16 protein-coding genes are annotated in these 15,688 nt (G+C 62.1%); 4 read left to right on the forward strand and 12 right to left on the reverse strand.

The genetic code is table 11. The features are described 5' to 3' along the window. Window positions 1-30: 30 nt before the first annotated feature. Both IB254_RS21860 and IB254_RS21865 read left to right on the forward strand, forming a co-directional pair. Complete coding sequence (locus IB254_RS21860) at window positions 31-1,443, forward strand: aspartate aminotransferase family protein (RefSeq protein WP_192419395.1); 1,413 nt, start codon at window positions 31-33, stop codon at window positions 1,441-1,443. Between the two features lie 82 nt (window positions 1,444-1,525). Further along, complete coding sequence (locus IB254_RS21865; protein WP_192419397.1) at window positions 1,526-1,753, forward strand: MbtH family protein; 228 nt, start codon at window positions 1,526-1,528, stop codon at window positions 1,751-1,753. A 1,140-nt stretch (window positions 1,754-2,893) separates the two neighbouring features. Here the strand turns inward: IB254_RS21865 and IB254_RS21870 are convergent. From IB254_RS21870 to IB254_RS21905, 8 genes are read right to left on the reverse strand one after another with little or no spacing between them, the layout of a single operon-like run. Then, the gene (locus tag IB254_RS21870; protein ID WP_008043994.1) at window positions 2,894-3,796 is read right to left on the reverse strand and encodes a metal ABC transporter substrate-binding protein; all 903 of its coding nucleotides are present in this window, start codon (window positions 3,794-3,796) and stop codon (window positions 2,894-2,896) included. Next, window positions 3,797-4,696, reverse strand: a complete 900-nt coding sequence (locus IB254_RS21875; protein ID WP_003226663.1) for a metal ABC transporter permease — start codon at window positions 4,694-4,696, stop codon at window positions 3,797-3,799. It abuts the gene before it with no gap. Beyond that, on the reverse strand, window positions 4,696-5,547 hold the full coding sequence (locus tag IB254_RS21880) for a metal ABC transporter ATP-binding protein (RefSeq protein ID WP_225602454.1): 852 nt from the start codon (window positions 5,545-5,547) through the stop codon (window positions 4,696-4,698). The genes IB254_RS21875 and IB254_RS21880 overlap by 1 nt, the downstream gene beginning before the upstream one ends. Next, window positions 5,544-6,470, reverse strand: coding sequence for a metal ABC transporter substrate-binding protein (locus tag IB254_RS21885; RefSeq protein WP_008032647.1), 927 nt, complete (start codon window positions 6,468-6,470; stop codon window positions 5,544-5,546). The genes IB254_RS21880 and IB254_RS21885 overlap by 4 nt, the downstream gene beginning before the upstream one ends. Window positions 6,471-6,505: 35 nt before the next feature. Continuing rightward, complete coding sequence (locus IB254_RS21890; RefSeq protein WP_192419399.1) at window positions 6,506-7,078, reverse strand: DUF6162 family protein; 573 nt, start codon at window positions 7,076-7,078, stop codon at window positions 6,506-6,508. Further along, window positions 7,075-7,404, reverse strand: coding sequence for a hypothetical protein (locus IB254_RS21895; RefSeq protein ID WP_008032642.1), 330 nt, complete (start codon window positions 7,402-7,404; stop codon window positions 7,075-7,077). The genes IB254_RS21890 and IB254_RS21895 overlap by 4 nt, the downstream gene beginning before the upstream one ends. Further along, window positions 7,401-7,943, reverse strand: a complete 543-nt coding sequence (locus tag IB254_RS21900) for a hypothetical protein (RefSeq protein ID WP_008032641.1) — start codon at window positions 7,941-7,943, stop codon at window positions 7,401-7,403. Before IB254_RS21900 ends, IB254_RS21895 begins: the two co-directional genes overlap by 4 nt. Next, on the reverse strand, window positions 7,940-9,142 hold the full coding sequence (locus IB254_RS21905) for a PepSY-associated TM helix domain-containing protein (RefSeq protein WP_008043032.1): 1,203 nt from the start codon (window positions 9,140-9,142) through the stop codon (window positions 7,940-7,942). The genes IB254_RS21900 and IB254_RS21905 overlap by 4 nt, the downstream gene beginning before the upstream one ends. A 404-nt stretch (window positions 9,143-9,546) precedes the next feature. On the opposite strand from IB254_RS21905, the gene leuC reads away from it, so the two are divergent. Together leuC and leuD are read left to right on the forward strand one after the other, a co-directional pair. Then, entirely contained in the window at window positions 9,547-10,968 is a 1,422-nt protein-coding gene (leuC, locus tag IB254_RS21910) for a 3-isopropylmalate dehydratase large subunit (protein WP_192419401.1), read from the forward strand. Next, a complete protein-coding gene (gene leuD, locus IB254_RS21915) occupies window positions 10,965-11,576 on the forward strand; it encodes a 3-isopropylmalate dehydratase small subunit (protein ID WP_192419403.1) in 612 nt (203 codons plus the stop codon). Before leuC ends, leuD begins: the two co-directional genes overlap by 4 nt. A 108-nt stretch (window positions 11,577-11,684) precedes the next feature. Here the strand turns inward: leuD and IB254_RS21920 are convergent, their stop codons facing one another. The 4 genes from IB254_RS21920 to IB254_RS21935 all read right to left on the reverse strand — a co-directional run bounded on the left by IB254_RS21920 (window position 11,685) and on the right by IB254_RS21935 (window position 15,596). Further along, window positions 11,685-12,635 carry a LysR substrate-binding domain-containing protein gene (locus IB254_RS21920; RefSeq protein WP_192419405.1) on the reverse strand — a complete coding sequence of 317 codons (951 nt, stop codon included), beginning with the start codon at window positions 12,633-12,635 and terminating at the stop codon, window positions 11,685-11,687. Between the two features lie 21 nt (window positions 12,636-12,656). Continuing rightward, complete coding sequence (gene dctA, locus IB254_RS21925; protein ID WP_192419407.1) at window positions 12,657-13,964, reverse strand: C4-dicarboxylate transporter DctA; 1,308 nt, start codon at window positions 13,962-13,964, stop codon at window positions 12,657-12,659. 97 nt (window positions 13,965-14,061) lie between these two features. Further along, window positions 14,062-14,937, reverse strand: coding sequence for an alpha/beta fold hydrolase (locus IB254_RS21930; RefSeq protein WP_192419409.1), 876 nt, complete (start codon window positions 14,935-14,937; stop codon window positions 14,062-14,064). 200 nt (window positions 14,938-15,137) lie between these two features. Then, entirely contained in the window at window positions 15,138-15,596 is a 459-nt protein-coding gene (locus tag IB254_RS21935) for a VOC family protein (RefSeq protein ID WP_192419411.1), read from the reverse strand. Window positions 15,597-15,688: the final 92 nt, after the last annotated feature.

Below are 15,688 nucleotides of genomic sequence, written 5' to 3' on the forward strand. Positions count from 1 at the left end.
AACAGGAAAACCTTATTGAGGGGTCGAGAGATGTCAGTCGCTACCAGCCTTATGGAAGATCAGTCGGCCCGGATCGCTCCGGCGCCGGCCGAAACGCTTTATCAGTTCAACGAATCGCCATTGCTGGCGCGCCAGAGCCAGCAGGAGTCGAATGCCCGCAGCTACCCGCGACGCATTCCCCTGGCACTCAAGCGCGCGAAGGGCATTTATGTCGAAGACGTCGAGGGCCGCAGCTTCATCGACTGCCTGGCCGGCGCCGGAACGCTGGCCCTGGGGCATAACCATCCGGTGGTGATCGAAGCGATCCAGCAAGTGCTGACCGATGAACTGCCGTTGCACACCCTCGACCTGACCACCCCGGTCAAGGATCAATTCGTCCAGGACCTGTTCGGTCTGCTGCCGCCAGCCTTGGCTGCGCAAGCGAAAATCCAGTTCTGCGGCCCGACCGGCACCGACGCCGTGGAAGCCGCTTTGAAATTGGTGCGCACCGCCACCGGGCGCAGCACTGTGCTGTCGTTTCAGGGCGGTTATCACGGCATGAGCCAGGGCGCGCTGAGCCTGATGGGCAGCCTGGGGCCGAAAAAACCGTTGGGCGCATTGCTCAGCAGTGGCGTGCAGTTCATGCCGTATCCCTACGATTACCGTTGCCCGTTCGGCCTCGGCGGCGCGCAAGGCGTGCAGGTCAACCTGAACTACCTGGAAAACCTGCTGAACGATCCCGAGGCGGGTGTGCAATTGCCGGCGGCAGTGATTGTCGAGGCTGTTCAGGGCGAGGGCGGGGTGATCCCGGCCGATCTCGATTGGTTGCGTGGTCTGCGTCGCATCACCGAAAAGGCGGGTGTGGCGTTGATCGTCGACGAAATCCAGAGCGGTTTCGCCCGCACCGGCAAGATGTTTGCTTTCGAGCACGCCGGGATCATTCCGGATGTGGTGGTGATGTCCAAGGCCATCGGCGGCAGCTTGCCGCTGGCGGTGGTGGTGTATCGCGACTGGCTCGACACCTGGTTGCCGGGCGCGCATGCCGGGACCTTCCGTGGCAACCAAATGGCCATGGCGGCGGGCTCCGCAGTGATGCGTTACCTGACCGAGCACAAGGTTTGCGAACACGCTGCCGCCATGGGCGAGCGCTTGAGCGAACACTTGCGCATTCTTCAGCGGGACTTCCCGCAATTGGGCGATATTCGCGGTCGTGGCTTGATGCTTGGCGTCGAACTGGTTGACCCGACCGGCGTGCCGGATGTGCAAGGTCATCCACCGATCTTCGCTCGACTGGCGCCGCTGGTGCAGCGTGAATGCCTCAAACGTGGGTTGATTCTTGAGCTGGGCGGCCGGCATGGCGGTGTGGTGCGCTTCCTGCCGCCGCTGGTGATTACCGCTGCGGAAATCGATCGGGTGGCGGAGATTTTTGGTCGGGCGATGGCCGCGGCCACTGCCAACCTCTAAATTTTCCGGGCCCCGCAACGTTCTTTCTACATAACGGCTGCGCACGCAGTGCAGCCCACCCTTACAGCGATGGAGAGACACCATGACGTCAGTATTCGACCGCGAGGACATCCTCTTTCAGGTCGTGGTCAACCACGAAGAGCAGTACTCGATCTGGCCCGACTACAAGGCCGTGCCGGAGGGCTGGCGCACCGTGGGCAAGAGTGGCCTGAAAAAGGAATGCCTGGCTTACATCGAAGAAACCTGGACCGATATGCGTCCGTTGAGTTTGCGCAAGAAGATGGAAGAGCAGGCGACTGTGGCTCACTGAAGTCTTCGCGCAAAAAGAAGCCCGCTGGACCGATAAGGTCAGCGGGCTTTTTTACGTCTGCACGTTGTGACGTCGAGCGCGGAACCTGTAGGAGCCGGCTTGCTGGCGATGGCTGTGTATCAGGCGCCTTTTTTGAGGGTGTACATATCCATTGCTGCGGTAACGGCCGCTAATGGTTTCGCCCTTACGGCGAGTCCCTTTTTCAAACGCCAAAAAGGAACCAAAAGGCTTTGCCCCTGACGTACGGCCCTTCGCCTAGGCTCAGGGTACCCTCGCTCCGGTCCTGCTCCGTGGGCCCGCCGCCATCGGCCATCCATGGCCGGGGGCGGCTACCGCGGCATCCTTGCCGCGGTGCCCACTGCGCAGAACCTCCACTCGGCCTCCCGACGGGGCAGATCAAAATCAAAAGCCAAAGCAACGCAAAGCAAAAACGAGGCGGCCTGCGAGCCGACCTGTCTCTATGACCGGACGCATTCCCCTGTAGGAGCCAGCTTGCTGGCGATTGCGGTGGGTCATCCAATATATTTATTGACTGGACGGACGCCATCGCCAGCAAGCCGGCTCCTACAGGGGATCGTGTACATTCCGAACACATACGCATTACCCCGTAGGAGCCAGCTTGCCAGCGATGGTCGTCAACGATAACGCGGGCTGTCTGAATGAACGCGTCGCCCAGACACCTTTCGCCAGCAAGCCGGCTCCTACAGGGAATCCCATACGCTTTTGATTCCCACCACTCATCAGGCCGAGCGTTAGCTCGCCTTCCGCTTTTGATCTGAACGCCCCCTCGAGAGGCCGAGCGCAGGTTCTGCGCAGTGGGCAACCCGGCATGGATGCCGGGTTAGCCGCCCCCGGCCATGGATGGCCGATGGCGGCGGGCCCACGGAGCAGGACCGGAGCGAGGGCATGGCGAGCATTAGCGAGCCACCGAACGAAAGGGGCAAGAGCCCTTGGTTACTTGGGGCTTTTCCAAGTGACTCGCCGTAAGGGCGAAACCAATATCAGCCGTTACCGCAGGAATGGATATGTACACCTGAGCGAAAATGGTCGGCTATCAGGCCGCCATCGCTAGCAAGCCAGCTCCTACAGGGGATTTGTGTAACGCCCACCCTAGAGAATGATCATGCGGTCCAGCCGACGCTAAACCCCACTCAACCCCTTGATCACCAAATCCACATTCCCCTCCAGCTCAGCCACCGGGTCCGCCGCGTCCACACTCAAAACAACCAACCGGCTCCCGGCCTCGGCAATCACCGCTTTCACCGCGTCCGACGGCTGCCGATGATGCAACACCACCGCCACGTCATTGTCCTTGAGCGTCGCGCCCAACTGCTTCAGCGCCTCCGGCGTCCACTCGGCGTCAGGCCGCGCATCGAGCCCGATCAGTTCCAGATTGAGCCCGCCAATCAGGTAACCAAAGTGATCGCTCAGGCTCATCACGCTCAGATTGTCAGCACTGGCCAGCCGCGCTTCGCTGTCGGCGCTGAACTTGAGCAGGCGCTGTTTCAATGTCGCAAGGTTGGCCTCGATCACAGGCTTTGCAGCAGGAGCAAGGCGCACCAGATCCGCCGCCATCACGTCCGCCATGCGCCCCATGTTGTTGCTGGAAAACCACGGCTGACTGTTCAAGCCATCGACCTTGTTGCCCGGCTGCACGGCGATGCCGGGCAGGGCGCCGTCCACCGGGCGTGCGGCGTCGACTTCGACGATACGAATATTGCTGCGCCGGGCGATCGGGTACAGCGGATCATCCGCCCACAACGAACGCAGACCAATCACCGCATCGGCGTCGGTCGCCAGTTTCGCCAAGGCCGGCGCGCCGCGCCCGGTGAAGTAAGCCGTCTGGCGGCTGCCGGGCAGGTTCGCCGGCGCTGCGCGTTCAAGGTTGACGTTGGTGCCCTTGAGCAATACTTCGCCCAGACCGTAAGTGATCGGCAAGGACGCCAGCACATGCAACGGTTTGGCGCTGTCCGCCGCAAACGAGGTATTGACCAGCCCGCACAGGGCGACGGCCAGGGTCAGTTGACGCAGAGAAAATGACATTTATCCGAGGTTCCCTTTCAGGCTGGGGACGACGCCGCGCGCAATGGCGGCGAGGGCGAAGGCGATACCGGCCACCAGAATGATCGCGGCGCCGGACGGGATCGGCAGGTCGAACACAATCGGCGCAAGAATCCCGCACAGCGTGCTGACCGTGGCGATCAGTACCGAGCACCAGAAGAATCCCTTGAGCGACTGGCTGAGCAACCTCGCTGCCGCCGCCGGAATCACCAAAAGCGCACCGACCAGAATCGCCCCGATGACTTTCACTGCCGCCACGGTGATCAGCGTCACCAGAATCACGAACAGGTAATCCAGGGTCTTCACTGCGACGCCGCGCACCGCCGCCAGTTGCGGGTTGAAACTGGCGAGCATGATGCGGTTGTACAGCGGCAAGGCCAGCGCCATCACCAGCGAACCGACGATGGCCAGCACCAGCAAGTCATTGCCGTTGACGGTCAACACCGAGCCGAACAGCACGTTCTCCAGAATGTGCACGTTGATCTTGCCCGCCAGAATCAACAGCAGGCTCGCGCCCAGTGCCAGCGACACCGACAGGAACACACCGATCAAGGTATCTGGCGCCAGCCCCGTGCGGTTGCGCAAGTAATTCAGCAATATCCCGAACAGCAGGCAGTAACCGAACAAGCTGCCATACGGCCCGGTGTAGGGTTCGCCGAGCAGAATGCCGATGGCCACGCCAGTCAGCGCCGCGTGACCCACTGCTTCGGAGAAAAACGCGAAGCGCTTGACCACCACCAACGTGCCCAGACCGCCCAGCACCGGGCCGATCAGCAAACCGGCGAGCAGCGCGTTGACCACAAATCCATAGGCCAGCGCCTCAGGCAGATAACCCGAAGACGCCCAGCCCTGAACCATCAAGCGAAAGGCTTCATAACTCATCAGACAGCGCTCCGTGGATGGGTCGAGAACAGGGTCAGCAAACGTTCCGGGGTCAGCGCCTGTTTCGGCGTGGCATCGAACAGCACCCGGCGATTGAGCCCGGTGACGCGATCTGCCAGACGCCCGACCGCTTCCAGATCATGCTCGATCCAGAGCACGGTGATCCCACTCTGACGCCAGTCGCCGAGCAACCGTTCGAACACCTGAATGCCCGCCTCATCGAGGGCCGACATCGGCTCATCGAGCACCAGCAATTGCGGCGCCGGGATCAGTCCCTGTGCGAGCAAAACGCGCTGCCGCTCGCCACCGGACAAGGCGCCCATGCGCCGCTTGCGCTTGTCCTGCATGCCGACCCGCTCCAGCGCTTCGCCAATCGCTGCCGCGTAATGCTTACTCAACCCGAGGAACGCCGGGCGCCGCTGACACATCGCAGCCATGAAATCGTCGACGGTCATCGGCAAGCCGCGATCAAACTCCAGCGCTTGCGGCACGTAGCCGATGGTGCCGGGTTCGCCGGGCCATTGCAGGCTCAAGCGACCCTGATGCGGCATCTGCCCGAGCAGAGTCTTGATCAGCGAACTCTTGCCGCCACCGTTGGGACCGACCAGCGCATGCACGCTGCCGGGCTGAACCTGGAAGGTGACCTGATCAAGGATCGTCGTGCGCCCCAGGGTCAAACTGACCTCCGCAAAATCCAGCGTCGGCCCCGCCCCCTGTAGGAGCCGGCTTGCTGGCGATAGCGGTGTGTCATTCAACGATGATGCCGGCTGACCCGACGCCTTCGCGAGCAGGTCGAAACGTCGCACCGTCGCTCCCACAGGGGACTCACTGAGTGTTTCTTTAGCGGTCATTGGCCAGACTCCTGAATCGCCCGGACCACGGTGTTGAGGTTGCCGGTCATTTCCTTTTCATACTTGTCGGCGGTGTATTCGCCATAGGAAATGTGCGACAGCGGGTACAGCTTCACCCCGGATTCACGCTGGATGGTTTCGACGTAGGTAGACGGGAAATCCATCTCCGAGAAGATCACTTTCACGTCCAGTTCGCGCAGTTGATCGATGGTCTTTTTCAGCTGGCTCGGGCTCGGTTCGATGCCGTGGGCCGGTTCGACCACAGCCGTCACTTCCAGGCCAAACTCGCGCAGCAGGTAATCGTAAGCCGCATGAACCGTGGCCACGCGCAGTTCGGCGTTCGGCGCCTGGGTCAGTTTCGCCAGGGCGTCGGCACGCATCTGCCGCAGGCGTTTGCCGTAGGCGCGGGCGTTTTGGGTGTAGGTCTTGGCGTTGGTCGGGTCGAGCTTGCCGAGTTCACGGGCGATGTTGTTGACCTGGGCAATGGAGGCGCTGATCGACAGAAAAGTGTGCGGGTTAACGACTTTGCCGGCACCGCGCGCGGCAACACCGGTGGCGGCCAGCAGCGGTACGTTTTCGTTGGCTTCGATCACGGCCACGTTCGGCGTTTCGCTGGCGGCGATCATGCGGTCGGCGAAGTCGTCATGACCGACGCCGTTGAGCACGATCACGTCCAGCCCGCTGATGCGCTTGATGTCTTCGGCGCGAGGCTCGTAGGCATGCGGGTTGAAGCCGGCCGGAATCAGCGGCACCACTTCGGCCTTGTCGCCGACGATGTTGGCCACGTAGCTGTAATAAGGGTGCAGGGTGATGCCGATGCGCAGGCGCTTGGCTTCGTCGGCGCTGGCCAGTGGCGTCAGCAGCAAGGCAAGCAGGCCGATCAGCAGCGGCCGCAAGAATGAACGTTGAGATGAAATAGGCATGGGAAAGCGGTCTTCTCTCGGGTGAAGGCGAGGGTTCAGTGCCGGTGCTGGCGGGTCACGCCGGCATCGAATTGCGCGACGATCTGCTGCCAGCCGGCGCTTTCGAGCGCGGCGTCCGTGACGTCGGCCGGGGCTTTGAGGTCGGCGGCACGGTTGAGCCAGATGTCTGGCGCATCGTCGTCAGCGGTCAGGCGCATCAGAAACGAACCGGCCACGGCGGACGTCTGGCTCTGGCCGAAATACGCCTTGGCGTCGAGCAATTGCCAGGCATGCGCGCCACGGCTGACGGAACTGGCGTCCTGGGCAAACGGCGCAAAACCTTCGTCCGCCAGGGCTTCGGGTGTCGGCAGGGTTTGCTGTTCCTGGCGCAGCAGGTGAATTTCGTCCAGCGTCACCCGCAGGTCAGCGTAGATGCCTTGCTCGGAGGCGCTGAGGTCGCGGCGGGCATCCAGTTGATGGCTGCTGACGGTGCTGGTTTCCTGGGACTCGTGGCGCCAGGCGACCACCGAACCGGCGACCGCCAGGATCATCAGGCACAGCAGCAACACATACAGGGTTTCATGGCCGGCACCGGCCGGGCGGACGACGTGTGTCGTTGGCGTACTCATGGGGCTTGGATGTCCGCTTGGTCGATCTCGACGACGTGGCCGGGACCGGCATCGAACAGCACATAAAATTCGGCGCTGGGCTTCTTGAAGGTCAATTTGGAATCGGCACCGAGCTTGCCCGGCACCAGGATGGTTTCGTCGTAGCCGATCACATCCAGGGTCACGCCCGGTGCGCCGCTGCCGTCGGAGAAACCGCCGGTGCACTGGATCTGCTCGGCGTCGATGGCCTTGCACTCGCACATCGGGTTGTGGGCCAGGGCGCTGGCGCTGAAGCCGGCGCACAGCACCAGCAACACGGCGTGGAGAGGGCGAAATGCGTTGCTCATGGTTTGCCTCCTTGTTTGTTCAGCCACTCGAGGGTGGCGGGGGATGCCTGGCTCAGCGGGATGGACGCTTGATGCATGGCGCCGTCCCAGCCTTCCATGGTGATCCACAGCTCGGCGTCGGCCTTGGTCTTTTCCGGGATCGGCAGCATGGCGCCCATGCGGTAGGGCGTGCCGAAGAAAATCACCCCGGCGGCGCGCAGGCTGCGCGGTTTGCCGATGCGCAGGTAAGTCGCCTTGACCTGCTCGCGGCAGCTGTCGCACAGCGCCGCGTTGAAACTCTTCATGTAACCGGCCGGGCCATCGGGCCGTGGTGCTTCGTTGCGAAGTTCCGCCAGGCGCAGGCTCCACGGCCCGACCTGAACTTCACCGATTTCCCGCTCGCCCAGGCCGGTGTCCCCGCGAAACAGCGCGGCATCGGCAAAGTACTTGGGCATGAAGCCCAGCGGCACCAGCAACAGCAAAACGTTGATGTGGAAGCGCCATTTGTGCCAGAAGCGGCTCAGTCTGGACCCCGGTTTTTCGGCGGCGAACAGGCTCATTGGCTGACCTCCGTGGTGTCGTGGCTCGTGACGTGAGTGGCATCGGCAGCGCGAGGACGTTTGTTGCTGCGCTTGAGGGCGTTTGCGGTGGCCAACGCGGTGCGCTTGGTCCAGATCAGCAGGCCGCTGAGGACCATCATGCTCAGGAGCAGGCCGAAGAAGAACCAGATCAGCTTGATCCAGAGTCCACCGAAATCGCCGGTGTGCAGCGGCCGCATCGATTCGGTCACCAGCTCCAGCCCCGAGCGGTCCGAGAGCAGGCGGGTCACGGCGACGTCGCCGGTGTACGGGTTGATTTCGGCAGTCTGGAACATCAGCGGATACCAACTGCGGCCGCCCACCGAGAGGTAACTGTAGGCATTGGCGGGCAGGCTGATGAAGCTGTCTTCGAGGCCGGGAATGCGTGCTTTCGCTTCACGGATTGCCGTTTCCAGGCTGATCATCGGTGCCGGCGATCCGTCGGCGGTGAGCGGCACGCTCTCACGCGGGACCACCGGCGCCACCGGGGCGGTGGAAATCGTGATCTGGTTATCGAACATGAACGCTTCGATCAGGAACCAGGTGCTGGTGACGGAAATCACCGCGATGAACCAGATCGACCAGATGCCGCTGAGGCGGTGAAAGTCGCCCCAGAAAATCCGCGCGCCGTGACGCAGGCGCAGGGTCGGTCGCAAAAAGCCTTTCCAGAAGCGCTTGTAGACCACCAGCCCGGTAATCAGAGAAGCCAGCAGCGGCAGGCTGAGAAACGACACCAGGTACCAGCCCCAGCTGTAGCCATTGGTGAACGGCACCAGCCACCAACCGTGCAAGGCGCGGGTGAAGGCCCTGAAGTTGAATTGCGGAGCCGTGCCCTGGATCACGCCGCTGTACGGGTTGACGTAGACCACCACCGAACGGCCGTCGGGGTAGGTCACTTCCACGTCCAGGGCGAAATGCGTTTCGTCAGGTCGGCTGATGCTTTCGACCAGGATCTGCGGCTCGGCCTGCTTGATCGCGGCGATGAGCTGGTCATAGCTCAACAGCGGCGCATCATCGGAAGGTTGGCTGGCACGCATCTGCGGGTTGGCCAGCCAGACGATTTCCTGGCTGATCACCGCCAGCGTGCCGGTCACACAGACGATCAGCACAAAAAACCAGATGGGCAGGGCCAGCCAGCTGTGGACCAGAAACCAGAGTTTTGAGCGGGATTTCTTCGACATGATTAAGGTCTTGTATCGATGAGAGGGCCTCTGCTGCGGGCTTCCCAGCGTGGGGTCCATGAAAAGTGCGGTCGTGGCTTTTGCCTACGCGAACCGCCTGCATCTATATAAGACGAATGAGAATCAGAAATCCCGAACCTCGATATGAAAGTAAATGTTTCGTATTCCTGCGAACGCATAACCCTGTAGGAGCAAGCTTGCTCGCGATGAGGCCGTGTCTGTCACCCTTATGGCGACAGATACACCGCCATCGCGAGCAAGCTTGCTCCTACAGGTTGCGGGTGTGCCTTGATCCAACACGAACCATGTTCCAAGGGATCACTCTCCGGCCATTGATGGGGCCGGGCGACTGCCTAAGATGGGGCGCAGACGCCTGAAACCCGCGAGCCTGAGCGAATATCCCCATGACTTCAGCAAGAACCCTTTACGACAAACACATCGATTCCCACACGGTGTGTCGCCTCGATGACCAGGGCCACGTCCTGTTGTACATCGACCGTCAGGTCATCAACGAATACACCAGCCCCCAGGCTTTCAGCGGTTTGCGCGAAGCCAAGCGCGGGGTCTGGCGCCCCGGCACCGCGCTGGCGGTGGTCGATCACGTCAACCCCACGGCACCCAACCGCATTGCGGCGATGCCGGACGCCGGCGGTGCGCGGCAGGTGTCGTATCTGGCGGAAAACTGCCGGGACTTCGGCATCGAATTGCTCGACATCCTCGACAAACGCCAGGGCATCGAGCACGTCATCGCCCCGGAACAGGGGTTCATCCTGCCGGGCATGGTGATTGCCGCAGGCGACAGCCACACGACGACTTACGGCGCCCTCGGCGCGTTCGGTTTCGGTATTGGCACGTCGGAGATCGAACACCTGCTGGCGTCCCAGACCCTGGTCTACAAACGCTTGAAAACCCTGCGCGTGACGGTGGACGGTGAGCTGGCGCCGGGGCTGACATCCAAGGATGTGATCATGGCGCTGATCGGCCGGATCGGCGCGTCCGGAGCCACGGGCTACGCCATCGAGTTTCGCGGTTCGACCATCGATGCACTGAGCGTCGAAGCGCGCATGACCATCTGCAACATGGCGGTGGAGGCGGGCGCGCGGGGGGCGTTCATGGCGCCGGACGACAAAGTGTTCGCTTATCTCAAGGACAAACCCCGCGCGCCCAAAGGTGCGCTGTGGGAGCAAGCGGTGCAGACATGGCGCGCCTTGCACAGCGATGCCGACGCACTGTTCGACCGTGAAGTGTCGCTGGACGCCAGCGCGCTGGAGCCGATGGTCACCTGGGGCACCAGCCCGGATCAGGCCTCGCCGATCGGCGCCCGCGTGCCGGACCCGCAAGACATCAGCGACCTGATCCTGCGCCAGGACATGCGCCGCGCCCTGACTTACATGGGCCTCGAAGCGGGCATGCCGCTGAGCGACATCGTCATCAGCCACGCGTTTATCGGTTCCTGCACCAACGCCCGTATCGAAGACCTGCGCGACGCCGCAAGCGTGGTGCGCGGCAAACGCGTCGCCGAACACGTGCGGGCGATGATCGTGCCGGGCTCCACCGAAGTGCGCGATCAGGCCGAAGCCGAAGGCCTGGCGGCGATTTTTATCGACGCCGGTTTCGAGTGGCGCCAGTCCGGCTGCTCGATGTGCCTGGCGATGAACGACGACGTGCTGGCGCCGGGCGACCGCTGCGCCTCCAGCACCAACCGCAATTTCGAAGGCCGCCAGGGCGCCGGTGCCCGTACGCACCTGATGAGCCCGGCGATGGTCGCTGCGGCGGCGATCACTGGCCGCTTGACCGACATCCGTCACTTTGGAGACCGCGCATGAGCCTGCAACCTTTCACTCAAGTCAGCGGTAAAGCCGCGCCAATGCTCGCGGCCAACATCGACACCGACGTGATCATGCCCAAACAGTTTCTCAAGGGCATCGACCGTTCCGGGCTGGATCGGGGTTTGTTTTTTGATCTGCGTTTTCTGCCTGACGGCCAACCCAACCCGGCGTTCGTGCTCAATCAACCGGCATGGCAGGGCGCGAGTTTCATGGTGGTCGGGCCGAATTTCGGCTGCGGGTCGAGCCGTGAACATGCGGTCTGGGGATTAAAGCAGATGGGCATCCGCGCGCTGATCGGCAGCAGTTTTGCGGGGATTTTTTATGACAACTGCCAGCGTAACGGGGTGCTGCTGATTACGCTGGATGAGCCCGTGCTGCAGCGGCTCGGGCAAGTGGTCAGTCAGCCAGAGACGGCGCTGATCAACGTTGATCTGGAAACGCAGCAGATTCGCCTTCAAGGCGAGGTCATCCCTTTCGAAATCGACACCCTGCGCAAAACCGCGCTGGTGCTGGGACTCGACGCCATCGGCAGCACCTTGCAGCGCAGCGAACAAATCGAAGCCTTCGAACACCAACACCTGACCGCCAACCCCTGGCTGAGCTGACACAACCCTTGTAGGAGCCGGCTTGCTGGCGATGGCGTCCGTCCAGTCAACATATTCATTGCCTGACACACCGCCATCGCCAGCAAGCCGGCTCCTACAGGGACGGCGTTATACAGACAGATCCTTGAAGTGCTCCTGCAAAAACTCCACACACGCGCGCAACTTCCCGGAGTACGCCAGTCGCGTCGGGTACACCGCCCAGACGTTGGCGCTCTGGGTGTATCCGGGCAGCACCTGCACCAATCGCCCCTGCTCCAGCAACGGCTTCACATCCCACAGTGACCGCAACAACACCCCGCGCCCATCCAGTGCCCACTGCAAGACAATCTCGCCGTTATTGGATGACAACGGTCCGCTGACCCGCACACTTTCCTGGGCACCGTCGTGCTCCAGGTTCCAGATGCCGAAGGCGTTGTCGCGCTCCTTGATCACCAGGCAATGATGCTGCTCCAGATCGCCCAGCGTCTGCGGCGTGCCGTGGCGTTGCAGATAACCGGGCGCCGCGCACAACACCCGCCGATTGCTCACCAGCCGCCGGCCGATGTGCTGGCCGGGGATGTCATCGCCGACACGGATCTCCAGGTCGAACCCTTCGTTGACGATGTCCACCACCCGATCAAACAGGTCGAGGCGAATCTCCAGGTCCGGGTAACGTTCGGCCAGCAGTGACAGGGCCGGCGCCACGTGATTGCGCCCGAAGCCGAAACTGCTGCACAAATGCAGACGCCCGCGAGGGCTGTCGTGGGCGTCGGAGAGTTCGTCGTGCAGTTGCTGGAAATCATCGAGAATCCGCAACGCCCAGCGCTGCACGCGTTCACCGTCTTCGGTCAGGGCGATGCGGCGGCTGGTGCGGTGCAGCAGGCGCGTGCCGAGGGTGGTTTCGAGAATCTGGATGCGTTTGCTGACGTAGGCGGGCGACAGGCCCAGTTCATCCGCTGCGGCGGCGAAACCGCTTTTACGAATGACGGTAAGTAATACACGCAGGTCTTCGGGCAGGGGCACGGTGTCTTTCTTGGTGGTCATGACAGAACGGGCACTGGCGGCATGAGCCGCCAGCATAGCATCGGTGTGAACGCCGACTTACTCAGCAGAAAGCTTGGCCGCCGCCGCTGCCGCCCGAGCGTGGCGCCCGCGTTTGAGGGCAATCGGCGCCATCTTGCTGCGGTCCAGTTCACCTTCCCAGGCGGCCACCACCAGCGCTGCGACGGCGTTGCCGATGATGTTGGTCAGGGATCGGCATTCGGCCATGAAACGGTCGACACCGAGGATCAGCACCATCGCCGCCACCGGCACGGTCGGCACTACGGCCAGGCTCGCCGCCAGCGCCACGAACCCCGCACCGACCACCGCACCCGCGCCTTTGGAGGTGAGCATCGCCACCGCCAGCAAGGTCAGTTGCTGCTCCAGGCTCAAGTCAATGTTGGTCGCCTGGGCCAAAAACAGCACCGCCAGCGTCATGTAAATGTTGGTGCCGTCCAGGTTGAAGGTGTAGCCGGTCGGCACGACAATCCCCACCACGCCTTTGGAGGCGCCCAGGCTTTCGAGCTTCTGGATCAGCTGCGGCAGTGCCGATTCCGAAGAGCTGGTGCCGAGTACGATCAACAGTTCAGCCTTGATGTACGCCAGCAGTTTGAAAATGCTGAAGCCGGCATAACGGGCAATGCTGCCGAGCACGCACGCAATGAAAATCAACGCGGTCAGGTAGAACGTGCCGATCAGCTTCAACAGCGGCAGCAACGAGCCGAGGCCGTACTTGCCGATGGTGAACGCAATCGCGCCAAACGCCCCGATCGGTGCGACGCGGCTGATGATGCCGACGATGCGGAAGAACACTTCGCTGGCCTGATTGATCACGTTCACCAGTGGCCGGCCCTTTTCACCGACCATCACCAGCGCAATGCCGAACAGCACCGAGACGAACAGCACGGGCAGGATTTCACCCTTGGAGAAGGCATCAAAAAAAGTCGTCGGAATCACGTGCAGCAAAAAGCCGGTGATGCCTTCGCCGTGTTCGGCCTGACCGACAAAACCGGCAATCGCCGACGAATCCAGCGTCTTCACATCAATGTTGAACCCCGCGCCCGGATGCAGCGCATGCGCCGCCAGCAGGCCGATCAACAGCGCAAGGCTGGAGACGATTTCGAAGTACAGCAGCGCCTTGCCACCGACCCGGCCGACCTGTTTCACATCGTGCATGCTGGTGATTCCAGAGACCACCGTGCAGAAGATGATCGGGCCGATGATCATCTTGATCAGCTTGATGAAACCGTCACCCAACGGCTTGAGGTCGATGCCGATCTGCGGCCAGGAATGGCCGATCACAATGCCCAGCGCGATGGCGATGAGCACCTGCACGTAGAGGGTTCCCAGCAGTTTCTTGATGGTCATTTTTATTATCTCGAGACGGTTTTTGGGCATGACGATCCCGCGCAGGCCAGTGACGGCCTGCGGCGGAAAGTGGATTCAGATCAGTACGGCGCGGCTGTCAGCGCAGGAAAGCCAGGACTTCGGCGAGCAGCAGCTCGGGGGCTTCTTCGGCGATGTAATGGCCGGCGGGCAGCGCTTTGCCGCGCACGTCGGTGGCCACGTGTTGCCATTCCTTGAGCGGTTCGAAGCAGCGGCCGACCGTGCCTTCGGCACCCCACAGCACCAGCAGCGGCAAGTTCAGATGACGGCCGGCGTCGATGTCGGCGCGGTCATGATCCAGATCGATGCTGGCGCTGGCCCGGTAGTCCTCGCAGATCCCGCGTGCGGTGCCCGGCTGTTTCAGGCAGCGCAGGTATTCGCCAAAGGCCTCGGCAGTGAACGGTTTGAGCCCGGCACTGCGACTGCCCATCACGCTGCGCAGATAGGATTCGGGATCAGCCTCGATCAGGGTTTCCGGCAACGGAGCGGGGCGGATCAGGAAGAACCAGTGCCAATAGGCGCGGGCAAAGGCTTCATTGGTTTGCGTGTACATCGACAGCGTCGGCGCGATGTCGAGCAACACCATGCGTTGCACGGCCTGCGGATGATCCAGCACCAGGCGATGGGCAACCCGGGCGCCACGGTCGTGCGCAAGCACCGAGAACTGCTCGAAGCCCAGGGACTTCATCAGCTCGATGCTGTCCTTGGCCATTTCCCGTTTGGAGTAGTTGGTGTGATGGTCGTTGGCCAGCGGTTTACCGCTGTCGCCGTAACCGCGCAGGTCGGCGGCGACTACGGTGAAGTGCGCGGCCAGTTGTTCGGCAACCTTGTGCCAGATGACGTGGGTCTGCGGGTGACCGTGCAGCAACAGCAGGCCCGGCCCGCTGCCGCCGATGCGGTAGGCAATGTCCACACCGTTGACGTGGCGCTGGTCTTTGAGGAATCCGGCGAACATGGGATGACTCCTTGTTGTAGTTGCCTGCATCCTGAAATTGTTCGGCGACTACGGCAAGGCGCAAAGCGTGGTGCGCTTGTTCATGAAGTGTGTTGTCTCGGAGGCCGCCTTCGCGGGCAAGCCTCGCTCCTACAGGTCCGGCGGTGCTTTTGTAGGAGCGAGGCTTGCCCGCGAAGAGGCCCTGATATTCACAGAAAATCTCAACCCTGATTGAACATCTCCTTGGCCCGCTGCTCAATCTGCGCCTGGGTCAAATCCTCCTTGTGCGTGGCCAGAAACCACAAATGCCCATACGGATCTTTCAACGTTCCCGAACGGTCACCGTAAAACTGATCCTTGACCTCGGACACCACCGTGGCGCCCGCCGCAATCGCTTGTTTGTAGGACTTGTCCACATCGTTCACATACAGGTGCAAGCCCACGGACGGTGACTTGTCCGGATTACTCAACGGCCCCTGATCGCACGGCGTGCCGAGCATGATCGGGCAGTCGCCGATGCGCAGTTCGGCGTGGCCGATGCTGCCGTCGGGCATGGACAGACGCATGACTTCGGTCGCGCCGAAGGCTTTCTTGTAGAAGTCGATGGCTTCGGCCGCTTTTTGAATGCCCAGATAAGGGGTGATGCTGTGATAACCCTCTGGAATGGGTTTGACGCTCATGGCTATTCTCCCTGTCTATTGTTGAATTGAAGGTAGTCCTTCGCCGGTTTCCGACCGGATAACTATAGGCCAGCGCCTTTTACGCATCCGAG

Source organism: Pseudomonas sp. PDM03, from assembly GCF_014852385.1.
Taxonomy (GTDB): domain Bacteria; phylum Pseudomonadota; class Gammaproteobacteria; order Pseudomonadales; family Pseudomonadaceae; genus Aquipseudomonas; species Aquipseudomonas migulae.

Coding starts and splice junctions, on each gene's coding strand:
- IB254_RS21865 (WP_192419397.1), top strand. CDS start 1,526: ATGACGTCAGTATTCGACCGCGAGGACATCCTCTTTCAGGTCGTGGTC.
- dctA (WP_192419407.1), bottom strand. CDS start 13,964: ATGACCATCAAGAAACTGCTGGGAACCCTCTACGTGCAGGTGCTCATC.
- IB254_RS21935 (WP_192419411.1), bottom strand. CDS start 15,596: ATGAGCGTCAAACCCATTCCAGAGGGTTATCACAGCATCACCCCTTAT.
- IB254_RS21870 (WP_008043994.1), bottom strand. CDS start 3,796: ATGTCATTTTCTCTGCGTCAACTGACCCTGGCCGTCGCCCTGTGCGGG.
- IB254_RS21875 (WP_003226663.1), bottom strand. CDS start 4,696: ATGAGTTATGAAGCCTTTCGCTTGATGGTTCAGGGCTGGGCGTCTTCG.
- leuD (WP_192419403.1), top strand. CDS start 10,965: ATGAGCCTGCAACCTTTCACTCAAGTCAGCGGTAAAGCCGCGCCAATG.
- IB254_RS21885 (WP_008032647.1), bottom strand. CDS start 6,470: ATGCCTATTTCATCTCAACGTTCATTCTTGCGGCCGCTGCTGATCGGC.
- IB254_RS21890 (WP_192419399.1), bottom strand. CDS start 7,078: ATGAGTACGCCAACGACACACGTCGTCCGCCCGGCCGGTGCCGGCCAT.
- IB254_RS21895 (WP_008032642.1), bottom strand. CDS start 7,404: ATGAGCAACGCATTTCGCCCTCTCCACGCCGTGTTGCTGGTGCTGTGC.
- IB254_RS21860 (WP_192419395.1), top strand. CDS start 31: ATGTCAGTCGCTACCAGCCTTATGGAAGATCAGTCGGCCCGGATCGCT.
- IB254_RS21900 (WP_008032641.1), bottom strand. CDS start 7,943: ATGAGCCTGTTCGCCGCCGAAAAACCGGGGTCCAGACTGAGCCGCTTC.
- IB254_RS21880 (WP_225602454.1), bottom strand. CDS start 5,547: ATGACCGCTAAAGAAACACTCAGTGAGTCCCCTGTGGGAGCGACGGTG.
- leuC (WP_192419401.1), top strand. CDS start 9,547: ATGACTTCAGCAAGAACCCTTTACGACAAACACATCGATTCCCACACG.
- IB254_RS21930 (WP_192419409.1), bottom strand. CDS start 14,937: ATGTTCGCCGGATTCCTCAAAGACCAGCGCCACGTCAACGGTGTGGAC.
- IB254_RS21920 (WP_192419405.1), bottom strand. CDS start 12,635: ATGCTGGCGGCTCATGCCGCCAGTGCCCGTTCTGTCATGACCACCAAG.
- IB254_RS21905 (WP_008043032.1), bottom strand. CDS start 9,142: ATGTCGAAGAAATCCCGCTCAAAACTCTGGTTTCTGGTCCACAGCTGG.